This window comes from Hydrogenophaga sp. (assembly GCF_026125785.1).
Lineage (GTDB): Bacteria > Pseudomonadota > Gammaproteobacteria > Burkholderiales > Burkholderiaceae_C > Hydrogenophaga.
Genome location: NZ_JAHCKL010000008.1, coordinates 23,930 through 41,697, shown reverse-complemented (window position 1 = coordinate 41,697; position 17,768 = coordinate 23,930). Strand labels below are relative to the sequence as shown.

The 17,768-nt window shown below is 67.3% G+C and carries 15 protein-coding genes and 2 riboswitches; of the genes, 9 read left to right on the top strand and 6 right to left on the bottom strand.

What is annotated here, in order from left to right:
- Nucleotides 1–83 precede the first annotated feature (83 nt).
- Nucleotides 84–638, top strand: coding sequence for a PAS and helix-turn-helix domain-containing protein (locus KIT53_RS10055; protein WP_297751494.1), 555 nt, complete (start codon nt 84–86; stop codon nt 636–638).
- A gap of 135 nt (nt 639–773) precedes the next feature.
- Here KIT53_RS10055 and KIT53_RS10050 read toward each other — a convergent pair whose 3' ends face one another.
- Nucleotides 774–1,748, bottom strand: a complete 975-nt coding sequence (locus tag KIT53_RS10050; RefSeq protein ID WP_297751491.1) for a Bug family tripartite tricarboxylate transporter substrate binding protein — start codon at nt 1,746–1,748, stop codon at nt 774–776.
- A gap of 167 nt (nt 1,749–1,915) precedes the next feature.
- Between KIT53_RS10050 and KIT53_RS10045 the strand changes: the two genes are divergently transcribed.
- Both KIT53_RS10045 and KIT53_RS10040 read left to right on the top strand, forming a co-directional pair.
- Nucleotides 1,916–2,497 carry a peroxidase-related enzyme gene (locus KIT53_RS10045; protein WP_297751489.1) on the top strand — a complete coding sequence of 194 codons (582 nt, stop codon included), beginning with the start codon at nt 1,916–1,918 and terminating at the stop codon, nt 2,495–2,497.
- Between the two features lie 131 nt (nt 2,498–2,628).
- On the top strand, nt 2,629–2,937 hold the full coding sequence (locus KIT53_RS10040) for a DUF5666 domain-containing protein (RefSeq protein ID WP_297751486.1): 309 nt from the start codon (nt 2,629–2,631) through the stop codon (nt 2,935–2,937).
- A 25-nt stretch (nt 2,938–2,962) separates the two neighbouring features.
- On the opposite strand, the gene KIT53_RS10035 is transcribed toward KIT53_RS10040, so the two are convergent.
- The 4 genes from KIT53_RS10035 to KIT53_RS10020 all read right to left on the bottom strand — a co-directional run bounded on the left by KIT53_RS10035 (nt 2,963) and on the right by KIT53_RS10020 (nt 6,453).
- Nucleotides 2,963–4,213, bottom strand: coding sequence for a PQQ-dependent sugar dehydrogenase (locus tag KIT53_RS10035; RefSeq protein WP_297751483.1), 1,251 nt, complete (start codon nt 4,211–4,213; stop codon nt 2,963–2,965).
- A 72-nt stretch (nt 4,214–4,285) separates the two neighbouring features.
- On the bottom strand, nt 4,286–4,705 hold the full coding sequence (locus tag KIT53_RS10030) for an acyl-CoA thioesterase (RefSeq protein WP_297751480.1): 420 nt from the start codon (nt 4,703–4,705) through the stop codon (nt 4,286–4,288).
- Between the two features lie 18 nt (nt 4,706–4,723).
- A complete protein-coding gene (locus tag KIT53_RS10025) occupies nt 4,724–5,674 on the bottom strand; it encodes a DMT family transporter (protein ID WP_297751477.1) in 951 nt (316 codons plus the stop codon).
- Nucleotides 5,671–6,453 (bottom strand): SDR family oxidoreductase, encoded by a 783-nt coding sequence (locus tag KIT53_RS10020; RefSeq protein WP_297751473.1) that lies wholly within the window; start codon nt 6,451–6,453, stop codon nt 5,671–5,673. The genes KIT53_RS10025 and KIT53_RS10020 overlap by 4 nt, the downstream gene beginning before the upstream one ends.
- Nucleotides 6,454–6,666: 213 nt before the next feature.
- Between KIT53_RS10020 and KIT53_RS10015 the strand changes: the two genes are divergently transcribed.
- The 5 genes from KIT53_RS10015 (at nt 6,667) to KIT53_RS09995 (ending at nt 14,614) form a co-directional block, all read left to right on the top strand.
- Nucleotides 6,667–8,352, top strand: a complete 1,686-nt coding sequence (locus tag KIT53_RS10015; protein WP_297751470.1) for an electron transfer flavoprotein-ubiquinone oxidoreductase — start codon at nt 6,667–6,669, stop codon at nt 8,350–8,352.
- Between the two features lie 28 nt (nt 8,353–8,380).
- Nucleotides 8,381–8,483, top strand: a riboswitch (glycine riboswitch).
- An 11-nt stretch (nt 8,484–8,494) separates the two neighbouring features.
- Nucleotides 8,495–8,598, top strand: a riboswitch (glycine riboswitch).
- A 119-nt stretch (nt 8,599–8,717) separates the two neighbouring features.
- Complete coding sequence (gene gcvT / locus KIT53_RS10010; protein WP_297751809.1) at nt 8,718–9,779, top strand: glycine cleavage system aminomethyltransferase GcvT; 1,062 nt, start codon at nt 8,718–8,720, stop codon at nt 9,777–9,779.
- Between the two features lie 41 nt (nt 9,780–9,820).
- Nucleotides 9,821–10,192: a glycine cleavage system protein GcvH gene (gcvH, locus tag KIT53_RS10005; RefSeq protein ID WP_297751467.1), complete on the top strand. Its 372-nt coding sequence runs from the start codon at nt 9,821–9,823 to the stop codon at nt 10,190–10,192.
- Nucleotides 10,193–10,308: 116 nt separating this feature from the next.
- Nucleotides 10,309–13,209 carry an aminomethyl-transferring glycine dehydrogenase gene (gene gcvP, locus KIT53_RS10000; protein ID WP_297751464.1) on the top strand — a complete coding sequence of 967 codons (2,901 nt, stop codon included), beginning with the start codon at nt 10,309–10,311 and terminating at the stop codon, nt 13,207–13,209.
- A 16-nt stretch (nt 13,210–13,225) separates the two neighbouring features.
- On the top strand, nt 13,226–14,614 hold the full coding sequence (locus KIT53_RS09995) for an L-serine ammonia-lyase (protein WP_297751461.1): 1,389 nt from the start codon (nt 13,226–13,228) through the stop codon (nt 14,612–14,614).
- A gap of 223 nt (nt 14,615–14,837) precedes the next feature.
- Here KIT53_RS09995 and KIT53_RS09990 read toward each other — a convergent pair whose 3' ends face one another.
- Nucleotides 14,838–15,686: an Ivy family c-type lysozyme inhibitor gene (locus KIT53_RS09990; protein WP_297751458.1), complete on the bottom strand. Its 849-nt coding sequence runs from the start codon at nt 15,684–15,686 to the stop codon at nt 14,838–14,840.
- A gap of 137 nt (nt 15,687–15,823) precedes the next feature.
- On the opposite strand from KIT53_RS09990, the gene KIT53_RS09985 reads away from it, so the two are divergent.
- Nucleotides 15,824–17,764, top strand: a complete 1,941-nt coding sequence (locus KIT53_RS09985; protein ID WP_297751455.1) for a B12-binding domain-containing radical SAM protein — start codon at nt 15,824–15,826, stop codon at nt 17,762–17,764.
- Nucleotides 17,765–17,768: the final 4 nt, after the last annotated feature.

Here is a 17,768-nt window from a genome sequence, read left to right as displayed (position 1 = left end):
GTGCGAGTCTCCTGGGAACAACCGGGGAAGGCGCTACGATACTACGTAAAGACATACGTAGTATTTCGTAAAGCGAAACCCGCATGGACATCGACTACCGGTTGGCCTTCGACCTCGCTCCCGTGGGCCTGGCGCTCTCTCGCCAGCGCACCATGGTGGACTGCAACCAGGCCCTGTGCGACATGTTCGGTGCCAGCCGGGAACAACTGGTCGGCCAGAGCTTCGAGATCCTGTACCCCAGCGCCGACGAGTACGAACGCACCGGAGCGCGCATCGAGCCCCTGATGGGCCGCAAGGGCACCTACGCCGACAACCGGATCATGAAGCGCGTGGGCGGACGCCTCAAGGGTGAGACCTTCTGGTGCCACGTCACCGGCCGTGCACTGGACCGCCATGCACCGCACGCTGCGGGCATATGGAGCTTCGAAGACCTGAGTTCACAGCGCACGGTGAAGGCCGAGCTCACACCCCGCGAACGCGAGGTAGCGGCCTTTCTCATGGATGGACTGACGAGCAAGCAGATCGGCAAGGCCCTGGGCATCAGCCACCGCACCGTGGAGATCCATCGCGCGCGGCTCATGCGCAAATACCAAGCCCACAGCACGCCAGACTTGATGCACCGCCTGCTGGCAGGCTGAAAGCCCGGCAGAGAGCCGCAACCTGCGCAGCGGCGGAGCGTGGGGGCCGCAGACCCCGCCGCCGGGCCGCCCCAAGGCGGGGTCAGCCCCCTCGGGGGGCAGCGACCCGCGAAGCGGCGGAGCGTGGGGGCTACCTCACTGCGGCTGGAAGCCGCTGTCCTGGATGATTTTTGCCCAGACCTTGCGGTAGGCCTCTTCGCGAGCGCCGAGCTGCTCACCGCTCATGAAACCCACCGTCAGTCCCATCGCGGTGAGCTTCTCGCGCACGTCGGGCTGCGAGATGGTTTTCTGCACGGCCTGGGCCAGCTTGTCCAGCGCGGCCTTGGGTGTGCCAGCGGGTGCGAACAGACCATAGTACGGCACGTCCTCGAAGCCCTTGAGGCCCAGTTCGGCGAAGGTGGGCACGTCGGGCATGGCGGCCTGGCGCTGCGAGCCCAGCACCGCGACCACGCGCAGCTTGCCGGCCTTGTGGTTTTCGATGAAGTCCGGGATGGAAGCTACACCTGCGGGGATCTGATTGCCCAGCATGTCGGCCATCAGCGGCGCACTGCCCCGGTAGGGTGCGGCCACCAGGTCCAGGCCGTTCTGTTTCGCGATCACCTGCACCAGGAACTGCGGCACCGAAGCCGGCGCGGGAATGCCCACCGAGCCTTTGCCCCCGGCGGCCTTCACGCCGTCCACGTACGCCTTGAAGGTCTGCGCCGGCGTGCCCGCCGAGACGGCAAACGCATTGACGAAAGTGGCAAAGCCCGCCACGGGCACGAAGTCCTTGGCGGGCTCATAGCCCGGGTTCTTGGTGACCATGGGCAGGATGGTGATGCTGTGGTCATGGCTGAGGAACACGGTGCCGCCGTCCGGTGCCGACGCCTTGAGGGCTTGGGCCGCGAGTTGCCCACCCGCGCCGGGCTTGTTCTCCACCACCACCGAATGGCCGACCTCGTCCTTGAGCCGTTCGGCGAGGATGCGCGCGATGGCGTCGGTGCCGCCTCCGGGCGGGAAACCGACGAGGATGCGCGTCGTGGTCTGCGCCTGGGCCAGGCCCATGCACAGTGTGGCGCCAAGGGCAATCGCCAGACGGCGGGAAAGGGTGGCGGCTTGGGGGGTGCTCATGGATGCAACTCCAGGTAAGACGGGTTGAGGACGGTTTGCGAAAAAGAAAAGGAGAAAAGGGGAAACCGCTTGAGAGCGAAACCCGCAGCATACCGGCACTCGGCCGCCCTGTTGGCGCTGTACGATGGCCGCGCCGACAAGCCGGCGACATCCACCCGGAGGAGACCATGACCCGCTATCCCGCCCCTGAGATCAAAGACCTGCCCGACGACATCAAGGCCCGCGTACTGGAAGTACAGGACAAAGCGGGCTTCGTGCCCAATGTGTTCCTGGCGCTGGCACGCCGCCCGGCCGAATGGCGCGCCTTCTTCGCCTACCACGATGCGCTCATGCTCAAGGAGGACGGCTCGCTCACGAAAGGCGAGCGCGAAATGATCGTCACCACCACCAGCGCGGCCAACCAGTGCCTCTACTGTGTGGTGGCGCACGGCGCGATCCTGCGCATCTACGAGAAGAAGCCGCTGGTGGCCGATCAGGTAGCCGTCAACTACCGCAAGGCCGACATCACGCCCCGCCAACGCGCCATGCTGGACTTCGCCATGAAGGTCTGCCTGCGTTCGCATGAAATCGCCGAGGACGATTTCGCGCCTCTTCACGCCCACGGCTTCTCCGACGAGGACATCTGGGACATCGCCGCCATCACCGCGTTCTTCGGTCTGTCCAACCGGCTGGCCAGCTTCAGCAACATGATGCCCAATCCGGAGTTCTACCTCATGGGCCGCGTCCCCAAGGCCAAGCCTCAGGGTTGACACCTGCGCTAGCCGCAGGTTGTAGGACAAGGCCGGGTTTACGGGCGGATACCGCCGCCCAACAAAAGAAAACAGCGCGCCAGGCCCACGGACGGTTCAATGGCCCCATGACAAACCACCGGGAGCCATCCATGTCCGGCATTCGTTCAAACACCGTCCGCCAACTCCTGCTCATCAGTGCCCTGGCGCTGGGTACGGGCCTCGCCCATGCGGAAGACATCAAGGGCCGCATCCAGTCCATCGACCTCTCCGCGCGCAGCTTCGCCGTCAATGGCGAGCAGATCTACGTCACCGACAAGACCGACTACGAGAACGACTACAAGCGTTTCGAGGACCTGCGCGTCGGCCACTATGTAGAGATCGATATCGACCGCCGCGATGGCCGCCTGTACGCCGATGACATCGAGTACAAGGCCAAGGCCCGCGAAAACAAGCCGTAAGGCAAACCGTCCAGCGGCACTGCGATCAGCCGCCGCCGGTGATGCGCAGCAGCTTGCCGACGGCACCGTCGGTCAGCAGGTACAGGCGGCCATCCGGCCCCTGGCGAACGTCGCGGATGCGTTCGCCGCGGGCCGCCAGCAAGCGCTCGCGCCCGACCACGCGGGCTCCGTCCAGTTGCAGCCGCCACAAGGCCTGGCCCGCGAGCGCGCCCACGAACAGGCTGCCCCGCCAGTGCGCAGGCTCATCGGCCGTGAAGAAAGCCAGGCCACTTGGCGCAATGGACGACTTCTGTCCACCGCTCCATGCCGAGCCATCGATCGTCTCCCAGAACGCCACCGGCTGCTCCATGCCCGCCTTGGCAGTGCCTTCGCCAACGGGTGTGGTGGTGCCGTACTCCTGTCCATGGCTGATGACGGGCCAGCCGTAATTGCGTCCGGCCTGGGTCAGGTTCACCTCGTCGCCTCCTTGCGGGCCATGTTCGCTGGTCCACAGTTCCCCGGTGTCCGGATGAAGCGCCGCACCCTGCGGGTTGCGATGACCGTAACTCCACAAGCCGGCCTGCGCACCGCTGAGCGAGGGATTGCCGGGTGCGGCGGCTCCAGCCGTGGTGATGCGCACCACCTTGCCGTTACCACGCGAGAGATCCTGCGCGTAAGGGCGTTGGTCGCTGTTCTGCCGGTCACCCATGGTCACAAAAAGATGCCCTTCGCGGTCGAACACGAGGCGCGAGCCGAAGTGCCCACTGCTGGCCACCTTGGGCGTCTGGCGGTAGATCACCTGGAGATTGGCCAGCGTCGCCCCGGTGGTGTCGAGTTCGGCACGCGCCACCGCCGTGCCATTGAGCGTGGCGTTGCCACTGTCGCTTTCCGAAAAGCTCAGGTAGATGCGGCGGTTGGACGCAAAGGCCGGGTCGATCGCCACGTCCAGCAGCCCGCCCTGCCCCGCCGACGCGACCGATGGCAAGCCACCGATGCTCTGGAACGAACCCGCATCGGCGGCGTAGAGGCGCAGGACGCCGGTACGCCCGGTCACCAGCATGCGCCCATCCGGCAGAAAGGCCAGGCTCCAGGGGTTGGGAAGGTTCGTGGCCAGCTCGGTAACCGTGAGCGCCGCCGTCGTGGGTACGAAGTCCGGGCTGCCCGGCGTGGCCGGAGATGGGCCGCCTGCCCCAGGCACGGCGCCGTCCCCCTCGCCACCGCCGCCCCCGCAGGCCGCCGCCAGGAGGGCCGCGCCCAACAGCGCGGCGGTGGAGAGAGCATGAGAGCGAGCGGGCATCGCTCCATGCTAGGCGGTCACCGGGATGCGTGTGCAAGCAAATGTGCGGCCGGGCCGACCCCGGCGGTGGCGTCAATCCAGGTGCGCGCGGATGCTGTCGGGCAGCGGCGCCGACTTCTGCTTCGGGAAATCCACCCACACAGTCGTCGCGCCGCCCGAGGCATACACGGTACCCGGATCATCGGCACGTGCGAGCTCGCACCAGCTCTCGAAGCTGCTGCGTCCGGCATCGCTCACGTACATGGTGGCGACCACGTCGCCCGGGTATTCCAACTGCTTGTGGAAGGTGCAGAAGGCGTTGACGATCACCGGCCCCTCGCCCTGTGGGTCGGGCTCGCAGCCGATGCTGCGCATCCACTCGATGCGGATGTTCTCCAGGTAGCGGAAATAGACCGTGTTGTTGACATGGCCCATGGCGTCCATGTCGCCCCAGCGGATGGGGATGGTCATGCGGAAAACCTGTTTCTTGTGTTCGGGCAGTTCGTACTTCATGAGGAGATAAGCGTGTCGTCAACGGTGCGCCTGGATGGACGCAAGGATACCCAGCACGAACAGCAGGCAGGCTGCCCACTGCACCGGCGCGGGCCATTGCCCGTTCCAGGCAAAGGTGTAGACGAGACCGAACACGGTCTCGCTCACGATGAGCTGACCCGCCAGGCTGGGGCTCAGGCGGCGGCTGGCCATGTTCCAGAGCACGGAGGCGATCCAGGCGGCGCCAATGCCTGTGACGGCACAGACCAGCAGGAACGGGCCCAAGCCCGGGCGCTGCACCAGCACGTCCAGGTCGCTGCCCGCAACCGCCCAGATGGCCAGCGCGCCCAGGCCGGCGGCCACACCCAGCCAGTTGGCCCACTCGGTGGAATTGACCTGCGGATGCCGCAGCAGCCAGCGCGCGTTCAGCAACCCGAACGCGGTCCAGGCGGCCATGGCCAGCACGGCATAGAAGATGCCCAGCCAGAAGCCGGGACCATCGCCGACAGCACCGTCTGCACCGTGCGCGCTGGCACGCACCATCAGCGCCATGCCCGCAGCCGTCAGCAGGACGCCCGGCACCAGGGCACGCCACCGCAAACCCAGCGGCTTGCCCAGCAGCATGATCCACAACGGGATCGTTCCGATGATGAGCACTGGCAAGGCCGCGCCGGCGGCCTGGATCGCCAGCACCAGCAAGAGGTAGTAACCGGTGTAGCCCAGCAGGCTCAGCCAGAGCGCGGCGCCCATCTGACGGGGAGTGGGCCAACGGGCCTGGCCGCGCAGGCCCGCCCACAACAGCAGGACCACGGCCAGCACGCCGCAGGCAAGGTAGCGTCCCACGGTGAGGTCGATGAAGCTGAAACCCGGCGTGAGCAAGGGCGCGATGAACGTGGTGCCCCAGAAGGCCCCGGCCCCCAGCCCGGCGGCGACGCCACCGGCCATGCCGGGCGGCCAACCCACCGGCCGCCCAACCGTGGCGGCCGTCATGCGCCGAACCCGTCGTCTGCAGCGATCACGGCACCATTGATGAAATGGCTGTCGTTCGAGCACAGCATCACCAGCAGCGCGTCCAGGTCCGCGGGCTGGCCCACGCGCTTGCGGGGCAGCATGCCGATGAGCTTCTGGCCCTGCTCGGTCTGCCAATGGTGGTGGTTGATGTCGGTGTCGATGTAGCCCGGGCAGATGGCGTTGACGTTGATGCCAAACCGGCCCCACTCCACCGCCATCGCCTTGGTCATCTGCACCACGGCGGCCTTGCTCATGCAGTACACACCGATCTGCGGCAGCACCTTGAGCCCGGCCATGGATGCGATGTTGACGATGCGCCCCCCCACATAGGTGCCGGGCGCTGCCCCCTTTGCACGCGCCAGCATGCGCCGCCCCACCTCCTGCGCGACGAAGAACGCGCCCTTGGTGTTGGTGTCGAAAACGTAGTCGTAGTCTTCCTCGGTCACATCCTGCAGGCGCTGCGTCGTGCTCACGCCGGAGTTGTTGATCAGGATGTCGATGGCGCCGACCTCGGTCTCCGCGTGCGCCACCGCCGCCTTGATGGAGGCCAGGTCGGTCACGTCCAGAGCCACCACGTGCGCATCGCCGCCGGCGGCCTCGATGTGGGCGCGCAAGCTCATGAGCCGGTCGGTGCGCCGGCTCGCCAGCACCACGGCGGCACCTGCCCGCGCAAGCGTCTTGGCAAACTGCTCGCCCAGGCCGCCGGATGCGCCGGTGACCAAGGCCACGCGGCCTGAAAGATCCAGGCTGTATGCCATGGGAACACCTCCTTGAAAACAAAAAACCGGCGTGCGGCTGGAGCACCCGGCGAACCTGGCAGGCCCGTCCGAGGGATTGTGCGCCATGGCCCACTAAAATCGGTCACAACCACGACACCGGACTGCCCGCGAGCGCCACCAGCGCAACCGCGGCCCACGCAGCCGCCAAGCCCCTCCCCGGGAGCCGATCTCCCGCCAGAATGAGACCCTCACATGACGCCCCAAGACATTCTTGAAACCTATGGCCCGCGCGAAGCCATGGAATACGACGTGGTCGTGGTCGGCGGCGGCCCCAGCGGCCTGTCCACCGCCATACGGCTCAAGCAACTGGCCGCCGAAAAAGGCAGCGACATCAGCGTGTGCGTGCTGGAAAAGGGCTCTGAACCCGGCGCGCACATCCTCAGCGGCGCGGTCATGGACCCCCGCGCCATCACGGAACTCTTCCCTGACTGGAAGGAGCGCGGCGCTCCCCTGAACCAGCCCGTGACCGGCGATGATCTGCTGGTGCTCACCGAAACCGGCTCCAGCCGCACGCCCGACTGGCTGGTGCCGCGCAATTTCCACAACCACGGCTGCTACGTGGTGCGCCTGGGCTTCATCGTCAAGTGGCTCGGCGAACAGGCCGAGGCACTGGGCGTGGAGATCTTCCCCGGCTTCGCCGCGGCCGAAGTGCTCTACAACGACGACGGTTCGGTCAAGGGTGTGGCGACCGGCAACCTCGGCCTGGGCAAGGACGGCGAGCCGACCGAGAACTTCCAGCTCGGCATGGAGCTGCACGCCAAGTACACCGTCTTCGCCGAAGGCGCTCGCGGCCATCTTGGCAAGCAGTTGATCGCCAGGTTCAAGCTCGACGAGGGCAAGGACGCGCAGACCTACGCCATCGGCATCAAGGAGCTGTGGGAGATCGATCCCGCCAAGGCCAAGCCAGGCCTGGTGGTGCACACCGCCGGCTGGCCCATGACCGACGACACCTTTGGCGGCGGCTTCCTCTACCACCTGGAAGACAACAAGGTCACGCTGGGTTTTGTGATCGGACTGGACTACCAGAACCCCTGGATGTCGCCGTTCGAGGAAATGCAACGCTGGAAGACCCACCCGGCCATCCGCGCCCACCTCGAAGGAGGCAAGCGCCTGAGCTATGGCGCGCGCGCCATCAACAACGGCAGCCCGCAGGCGCTGCCCAAAACCGTGTTCCCCGGTGGTGCCCTGGTGGGCTGCGACGCCGGCTACATGAACGCGGCGCGCATCAAGGGCAGCCACGCCGCCATCAAGAGCGGCATGCTCGCGGCGGAGGCGGCCTTCGAGGCGGTGGTCGCTGGCCGTGCCGGCGACGAACTCGCCGCCTATCCCCAGGCCTTCGAAAAGAGCTGGCTCAACGAAGAGCTGCAGCAGACGCGCAACTTCAAGCTCTGGTTCAAGAAGAGCCCGCTCATGGGCAAGCTCATGACCGGCATCGAACAGTGGCTCCTGCCCAAGGTCGGCGTCTCCTCGCCGCCCTGGACGCTGCACAACACGGTGCGGGACAACGAGAAGTTGCGCCCCGCCGCAGAGATGCCGCAGATCAGCTACCCCAAGCCCGACGGCCAGCTCACATTCGACCGCCTCTCCAGCGTGTTCGTCTCCAACACCAATCACGAAGAGAACCAGCCCGCCCACCTCACGCTCAAGAACGCCAGCGTGCCGGTGCAGATCAACCTGGCCCAGTACGCCGGCCCCGAAAGCCGGTACTGCCCAGCCGGCGTGTACGAATTCGTGAAGAACGACGACGGCACCGACCGCCTGCAGATCAATGCGCAGAACTGCGTGCACTGCAAGACCTGCGACATCAAGGATCCCACGCAGAACATCGTCTGGGTGACGCCGGAAGGCGGCGGAGGCCCCACGTATTCCGGGATGTAGGCCCCACGCCGAAGTCGTGCACTAGAATCTCGAACTGTCAGGAGAGCGCCTCCCCTTGCGGAGGCCGCCGAAGGCGCAGGAGGCAGCTCACGCAGCCCTGAACGCTCAGGCAAAAGGACTGGCAAACGCGGGCCGAGAGGCCCGCGTCCCCCCTGGAGAGAGGCGGTCCCCGAGGCCGTCCACCGAAGGAGCAAGCGCGGTATCGCCCGTGTGAATCTCTCAGGTAGAGCGGACAGTGGGGCAGCGCACGGATGCACCGTGTTCCGCCCTCCGGGGTCTGCCCTTCTGCCTGCGAGTCCCCTGTGTCCGACACCGATCTTCTCCAGACCCCACTGCACGCGCTGCACATCGAACTCGGCGCCCGCATGGTGCCCTTTGCGGGCTATTCCATGCCGGTGCAGTACCCGGCCGGCCTGATGGCCGAACACCACCACACCCGTGCCGCCGCCGGCCTGTTCGACGTGTCGCACATGGGGCAGCTCCGCTTGGTCGGCCCCGAAGCCGCCGCCGCCTTCGAGTCGTTGATGCCGGTGGACGTGATCGATCTCGCCGTCGGCAAGCAGCGCTACGGCCTGCTGCTCGACGACGAGGGCGGCATCATCGACGACCTGATGTTCGTCAACCGCGGTACCGATCTCTTCGTCATCGTCAACGGCGCCTGCAAGGTCGGTGACATCGCGCACATGCAGGCCCGCATCGGCTCGCGCTGCCAGGTCATTCCGCTGCCCGACCGGGGCCTGCTCGCCCTGCAGGGGCCGCAGGCGGTGACCGCGCTGCAGCGCCTCCTGCCGGGCGTGGAGAAACTGGTCTTCATGACCGGCGCCGCGTTCGACTGGAACGGCGCCGATCTCTTCATCACCCGCAGCGGCTACACCGGCGAGGATGGCTTCGAGATCTCGGTGCCCGGTGACCGTGCCGAAGCCCTCGCCCGGGCTCTGCTGGCCCAACCGGAAGTCAAGCCCATCGGCCTGGGCGCGCGCAACTCGCTGCGCCTGGAAGCCGGCCTGTGCCTCTACGGCAATGACATCGACGTCACGACAACGCCCGTGGAGGCCGCTTTGACCTGGGCCATCCAGAAGGTGCGCCGCACCGGTGGGGCACGCGCTGGTGGCTTCCCTGGCGCGGCCCGCATATTGGCCCAGCTCGATGGCCGCGACGCGCTGCCGCGCAAGCGCGTCGGCCTGGTCGCCCTGGAGCGCGTGCCCGTGCGCGAACACACCGAATTGCAAAACACCGACGGCGAAAGCATCGGCGAAGTCACCAGCGGCCTGCTCGGCCCCAGCGCCGACCGGCCCGTGGCCATGGGCTATGTGCGTCCGGAGCATGCGGCCGTGGGTACGCGCATACAGGCCCTCGTGCGCGGCAAGCCCGTTCCCATGGAAGTGACCGCCATGCCTTTCGTGCCCAACCGCTACCACCGCGGCTGATCCGTCTACCCTTGTTTCTTCTTTCAACCACTGGAGCCCACATGACCATCAAGTACACCGAAGACCACGAATGGATCCGCGTCGAGGGCGACATCGCCACCGTGGGCATCACCGTGCATGCGCAGGACGCACTGGGCGACGTGGTGTTCGTCGATCTGCCCGAAGTGGGCAAGACTTTCGCGCAGAAGGACGTGGCCGGCGTGGTCGAGTCGGTCAAGGCCGCCGCGGACGTCTACATGCCGGTGGACGGCGAGATCACCGAGGTCAACGAATCCCTGCGTGACGATCCCTCGCTGGCCAACAGCGACCCGCTGGACGCTGGCTGGTTCTTCAAAGTCCGGCTGTCCAACGCCGGCCAGATCGACAAGTTGCTCGACGAGACCGCCTACAACGCCTTCGCCGCCAACGCCTGAAACACCCGTTCGGGCTGAGCCTGTCGAAGCCCTCCCGCATAACCCCGTTCGCGGCCCTTCGTCCTTCGACAAGCTCAGGACGCACGGAACCCGCGAACGGTCAAAGGCCTACCTCCATGCTGATGCCGTCCGTCAAACCCCTCGGTGAGCTCGAAAACCCGTCCGAGTTCGTCGCCCGCCACATCGGCATCGGGCCGGCCGACGAAACCCACATGCTCTCGGTCATCGGCGAGGCCTCGCGCCGCGCGCTGATCGAGGGCATCGTGCCGCGCAGCATCGCTCGCAGCCAGGGCATGCAGTTGCCGGCGGCCGTCACCGAAGCCGCGGCGCTGGCCGAACTCAAGGCACTGGCCGGCAAGAACCGCGTGCTGCGCAGCTTCATCGGCCAGGGCTACTACGGCACGCACACGCCGGGCGTGATCCTGCGCAACATCCTGGAGAATCCGGCCTGGTACACCGCCTACACGCCCTACCAGGCCGAGATTTCCCAGGGCCGCATGGAGGCACTGGTGAATTTCCAGACCATGGTCTGCGACCTCACCGGCATGCCCATTGCCAACGCCTCCATGCTCGACGAGGCCACCGCCGCCGCGGAGGCCATGACCCTGGCCCGGCGTTCGGTGAAGGCCAAGGGCAACACCATCGTGCTGGGCGGAGACTGCCACCCGCAGACGATCGAGGTGGTGCAGACGCGTGCCCGGCCGCTGGGCATCCAGGTCGTGCTGGCCAACTCGGCACCCGAGTGGGACGCCGCGCTCGCCGGTGACGACTACTTCGCCGTGATGGCGCAGTACCCCAGCACCAGCGGCCGGATCGACGACCTCGCCGCCGACGTGAAAAGGGTGCAGGCCAAGGGCGCGGCCTTCATCGCCGCGGCGGACCTGCTGGCGCTCACGCTCATCACGCCGCCCGGGGAGTGGGGGGCCGACATCGTGGTGGGCACCACACAGCGCTTTGGCATGCCTATGGGCGCGGGCGGCCCGCACGCGGCCTACATGGCCTGCCGCGACGAATTCAAGCGCTCGCTGCCCGGCCGCCTGGTGGGCGTCAGCGTGGACGTGCACGGGCGACCTGCCTACCGGCTGGCACTGCAGACGCGCGAACAGCACATCCGCCGCGAAAAGGCCACCTCCAACATCTGCACCGCGCAGGTGCTGCCGGCCGTGGTGGCCAGCATGTACGCGGTGTACCACGGACCGCAGGGCCTCAAGCGCATTGCGCAACGGGTCGCGTCCTACGCCGCCATCCTGGCCCAGGGCCTGGAGCAACTGGGTTGCCAGCTCACCAGCGACAGCGCCTTCGACACCGTGACGATCAGGGCAGCCAGTGCCGCCGATGCGCAGGCCGCAGTAGCCAGGGCCCTTGCCGCGGGCATGAACCTGCGCCTGTCCTGGGGACAGTACGTCAGCATCTCGCTGGACGAAACCACCGTGCGCGAGGACATCGAGAAGCTGTGGTCGGTGTTTGCCCGCGAAGGGGTCCGCGCGCCCGGCTTCGCCTCGTTCGAGAAAGGCATCGAGCCGCGCATCCCCGAAGGGCTGCGGCGCACCAGCGCCTTTCTCACGCACCCGGTGTTCAACAGCCACCACAGCGAGACCGGCATGCTGCGCTACATCCGCGCGCTCTCCGACAAGGACCTCGCGCTGGACCGCAGCATGATCCCGCTGGGCTCGTGCACCATGAAGCTCAACGCCACCAGCGAGATGATCCCCATCACCTGGCCGGAGTTCGCCAACATGCACCCCTTCGCCCCCGCCGACCAGCGCGAGGGCTACCGCCTGCTGGACGAGCAGTTGCGCGCCTGGCTCTGCCAGGCCACGGGCTACGCCGGCATCAGCCTGCAGCCCAACGCCGGTTCGCAAGGGGAGTACGCCGGCCTGCTGGTCATCCAGGCCTGGCATGCATCGCGCGGAGAGGCGCACCGCAACATCTGCCTGATTCCCAGCAGCGCCCACGGCACCAACCCCGCCTCTGCCCAGATGGTCGGCATGCAGGTGGTCGTGACCAAATGCGACGAGAACGGCAATGTGGACATGGCCGACCTTCAGGCCAAGTGCGAGCAGCACAGCGCCAACCTGGCGGCGGTGATGATCACCTACCCCAGCACGCACGGCGTGTTCGAAACCACGGTCAAGGAACTCTGCGCGCTGGTGCACCGGCACGGCGGGCGGGTCTACGTGGACGGTGCCAACATGAACGCCCTGGTGGGCGTGGCCGCGCCGGGCGAGTTCGGCGGCGACGTGAGCCACCTCAACCTGCACAAGACTTTCTGCATTCCCCACGGCGGCGGCGGCCCGGGCGTGGGCCCGGTCTGCGTGGTGGAGGACCTCGTGCCCTTCCTGCCTGGGCATGCGACCGGCGGCATCCCGGTCCATGGTGTGGGCGCCATCTCGGCGGCTCCCCTGGGCAACGCGGCGGTGCTGCCCATCAGCTGGATGTACATCCGCATGATGGGTGCCGACGGTCTCCAGCACGCCACCGAGGCCGCCATCCTCGCGGCGAACTACATCAGCAAGCGGCTCGCACCGCACTACCCGACGCTCTACGCCAGCGCCAATGGCCATGTGGCGCACGAGTGCATCCTGGACCTGCGGCACTTCAAGGACACGAGCGGCGTGATGGCCGAGGACGTGGCCAAGCGCCTGATGGACTATGGTTTCCACGCCCCCACGCTGTCCTTCCCGGTGGCCAACACCCTGATGGTGGAGCCGACCGAGAGCGAGACGCTGGAAGAGATCGACCGCTTCATTGACGCCATGATCGCCATCCGCGAGGAAATCCGGCAGGTGGAGCAAGGCGCCTGGCCGCAGGACGACAACCCGCTGAAGAACGCGCCGCACACCGCGGAAAGCCTTCTCAAGGGGGACTGGAATCGCCCCTATTCACGCGAGACCGGCGCGGCCAGCGCCTCCACCCGTGCGCATGCCAAGTACTGGCCGCCCGTGGGCCGCGTGGACAACGTCTATGGCGACCGCAACCTCTTCTGTAGCTGCGTGCCCCTGACAGAGCTGACCTGAACCGACGGGGCACCGCATGGCCGTCTCCACCTTCGATCTGTTCAAGATCGGCATCGGCCCCAGCAGCTCGCACACCGTGGGCCCGATGCGCGCCGCCCGCATGTTCGCCGCCGGACTGCAGTCGGCCGGCCTTCTGGCCTCGGCGGCGCGGGTGCAGTGCGCGCTCCACGGCTCTCTGGGAGCCACCGGCAAGGGCCACGGCAGCAACAAGGCAGTCATTCTCGGCCTGTGCGGCCACGAACCCGAGACGGTGGACGTCGACGGCGTCGAGCCACTCGTCCAGCAAGTCCGCAGCGAACGGCGCCTGCCGCTGATGGGCCAGCACGGCGTGGGCTGGAACGAAGCCGACGATCTGCTGTTCTACCGCAGACCTCTGCCCTTTCACGCCAACGGTATGCGCTTCACCGCCTGGGACGAGCAGGGCACACCGTTGGCCGAGCGCACGTTCTATTCGGTGGGCGGTGGCTTCGTGGTCAGCGAGGAAGCGGCCTCAGACGGTTCGCGGCACAAGGTGATCGCCCCCGATGCCACCGTGCTGCCGCTGCCCTTTCGCAGTGCCGACGAGTTGCTGCGGCAGTGCGCGGCGCACGGCCTCTCGGTGGCGGGCGTGATGCGCGTCAACGAACGCCATTGGCGCACCGATGCCGAGGTGGATGCCGGCCTGCTGCGCATCTGGGAAGTGATGCAGGCCTGCGTACGCCGCGGCTGTGCCACCGAGGGCTTGCTGCCAGGTGGCTTCAAGGTGCGCCGCCGCGCCCACCAGCTCTGGCACGACCTCACCAGCCACCCCGAAGCAGCGCTGAAGGACCCGCTGCAGGTTCTGGACTGGGTCAACCTGTACGCGCTGGCGGTGAACGAGGAGAACGCCGCTGGCGGTCGGGTCGTGACCGCACCCACCAACGGCGCGGCCGGCATCGTGCCCGCGGTGCTGCACTACTACCGCCGCTTCGTGCCAGGCGCCACCGACCAGGGCGTGGTCGACTTCCTGCTCACCGCTGCGGCGATCGGCATTCTCTACAAGGAAAACGCCAGCATCAGCGGTGCCGAGGTCGGCTGCCAGGGCGAGGTGGGCGTGGCCTGCTCCATGGCCGCCGGCGCGCTCTGCGCCGTGCTGGGCGGCACACCCGCACAGGTGGAGAACGCGGCCGAGATTGGCATGGAACACCACCTGGGCCTCACCTGCGATCCGGTGGGTGGGCTGGTGCAGATTCCCTGCATAGAGCGCAACGCCATCGCTTCGGTCAAGGCCATCAACGCCGCGCGCATGGCCCTGCGTGGCGACGGCGTGCACCACGTCAGCCTGGACAAGGTCATCAAGACCATGCGGGAAACCGGCGCGGACATGAAGACGCAGTACAAGGAAACCTCGCGCGGCGGGCTGGCGGTCAACATCGTCGAGTGCTGAAACCCCCGGCACGGCAAAGGCCCTTCAGCCCTCGCGCGATCTGTCTGTGCAAGCCCTTCGACAAGCTCAGGGCGAACGGAGCACATATGCTCCTCACCGCGCCTGGCCCCGCCACTCCCGTCGGATGGAACGTCTCCTGTTCGGAAGGAACATGCCAGTTCGGACGAAACCACGCCCGTTCGGGCTGAGCCTGTCGAAGCCCTCCGCGCACTCAGCACTCTATCTAGCGCCCCTGCCGCCACTCCCTGCGCCACAGGCGGTTCAACTCGGCCGCCACCGGCTGTGGCGGCGAGCCAATGAACTGGTTACGCCCGGCCATGTGCACCAGGCCATACACCCTGGCGCGCGGCGCATCGTAGAGCAACACCGCGTTGTGGTCCCCGCAGTCGTGCTGTTTGCAGAAGGCGGCGAGCTGGTAGCGCTCTCCCGCCACCTGGGCTTGCGACAGCTCCACCCCCGGGCCATCCATGCGCGCCAACCAGGCCTGGCCAGCCAATGGCCCCAGCGTGCGGCCATAGGCCGTCTTGAAACGCGCATCCCGAATCAGTTCCGACGGCCATTTCGCCGTACCACTGGCCACCGGCGCCCTCGCCGCTGCCTGGGCCTGCTGCTCCGCCTTCATCTCGCCTGCCACCCGCTGGTTGATGGCCGCATCGCAACTGCGGAACGTCGACTTCGCCAGCCCGCCCAGGTTGGCCAGCACCGTGGGGTTGCCATCGAGTGCAAGGTACTGGCCACGGGCATCGCCCTGCACCAGAAACACGATGTCGTGCCGACCCTGGATCATGCCCATCAGCGCCACGAAGAACCCGGGCGGCGCGGACTGGCCGAAGAAGGAATGCGAGGCTTGCAGGGACTGCGCCGTCAATCGCCGGTCGCCCTGCTCCACCAGAATGGCATCCGCGCCCACCCGCACGCGGGGCGATTGCGGCTGCGCGCAATCCACCGCATAGACCCCGCCATAGAGCTTGAGCACGTCGGCCTCGAGCCGGCCTTGCGCGGTGGCGCCAGACCCCAGACACAGCAGCAGACCCGCGAGGCCCACTGTTCGGAACAGGCATCCTTTGTCCATGAGCAAACTCCCACACCGTAGGCGGCCGGCCATCCGGCCCAGCGGGGATGCTAGAACGGCCAAGCATCACCGTCCACCCTCATTTGGGAGCGTATGGCCTGCAGCCCGTAAGATCGCCCCAGCTCCACGGACCCGCCATGAAAACCCCCAGCCTGCGCGTGCTCAGCGTCATTCCGCCGATGACGCAGCTCAACACGCCCTACCCCTCGACGGCCTACCTTACCGGCTTCCTGCGTTCGCGCGGTGTCGACGCGGTGCAGGTGGATCTGGCGCTGGCGCTGGTGTTGCAGGTGTTCACGCCCGCGGGACTGCAGGCGGTGCAGGGGCGCGCGCTGGCGCTGCCGGAGACCCGGCGCTCGGCCAGCGTGCATGCCTTCCTGGACCAGTTCGAGCGCTACCGCACCACCATCGGCCCGGTGATCGCGTTCCTGCAAGGGCGCGACTCGACGCTGGCGCACCGCATCGCGGCGCGCGAGTTGCTGCCCGAGGGCCCGCGCTTCGACGCGCTGTCGGTCTATGTGGACGCCGCCCTGGGGGAGGAAGATGGCGACCCGCTGGCGTGGGCCTTTGGCGCACTGGGCGTGCAAGACAAGGCCCGCCATCTGGCCACGCTCTACCTCAATGACCTGGCCGACGTGCTGCGCGATGCCGTGGATGAGCGATTTGCCTTCGTGCGCTACGCCGAATCGCTGGCCAGCAGCCAGCCCAGCTTCGACCCCATGGCCGCCGCGCTGGCCGCGCCACCGACGCTGATCGACGAGCTGCTGCACACCCTCACACTGGCCACGCTGGCGCGCCAGCGGCCCGACGTGGTGCTGCTCTCCGTGCCCTTCCCCGGCGCGCTGTATGCAGCGCTGCGCATCGCACAGACCATCAAGGCACAAAACCCGCACATCGCCATCGTGCTGGGCGGCGGCTTCGTCAACACCGAACTGCGCGAACTGGCCGAGCCGCGGCTGTTCGACTTCGTCGACTACGTGACGCTGGACGCGGGCGAACGCCCCCTGCTCGCCCTGCTGGAGTACCTGGGCCGGCAGCGTTCACGCCAGCGCCTGGTGCGCACTTTCACGAGAGAAGGCGAAGGCGCGGACGCGGCGGTGAGGTACATCAACTTCGTCGAGCCCGACATTCCTTTCGAGGACGTGGGCACGCCCACCTGGGACGGCCTGCCGCTGGACCGCTACCTCAGCCTGCTGGACATGCTCAACCCCATGCACCGGCTCTGGAGCGACGGGCGCTGGAACAAGCTCACCGTGGCGCACGGCTGCTACTGGAAAAAATGCAGCTTCTGCGACGTGGGGCTGGACTACATCGGCCGCTACGAAACCGCCTCTGCCGCCACGCTGGCCGACCGCATCGAGGCCATCGTCGGCGAGACGGGCCAGACCGGCTTTCATTTCGTGGACGAGGCAGCACCACCCAAGGCGCTCAAGGCGCTGGCCCAGGAACTGCTGCGCCGCCAGTTGCCGATTTCCTGGTGGGGCAACATCCGGTTCGAGAAGACCTTCACACCCGACCTCTGCCAACTGCTGGCCGACAGCGGCTGCATCGCCATGTCCGGCGGGCTCGAAGTGGCCTCTGACCGCCTGCTCGCCCTCATGAAAAAAGGGGTGTCGGTGGAACAGGTGGCGCGTGTGACCAAGGGCTTTTCCGATGCGGGCATTCTGGTGCACGCCTACCTCATGTACGGCTTTCCCACCCAGACGGTGCAAGACACAGTGGATGCACTGGAGTACGTGCGCCAGCTGTTCGAGAACGGCTGCATCCAGAGCGGCTTCTTCCACCGCTTCGCCTGCACGGTGCATTCGCCCGTGGGGCAGGACCCGGCCGCCTATGGCATCGAACTCCTGCCCCAGCCGCCGGCCACCTTCGCGCGCAACGACGTGGGCTTCTTCGACCCCACGGGGGTGGACCACGATGCGCTGGGCGTGGGTCTGCGCAAGGCGATCTACAACTACATGCACGGTATCGGGCTGGACGAGGACGTGCGCGCCTGGTTCAGTCACCTGCCCGGCAAGGTGCCCAAGGCCAGCGTGGGCCGGCACCGCATCGCCAAGGCACTGGCACGGCCCGGCTAAAGCC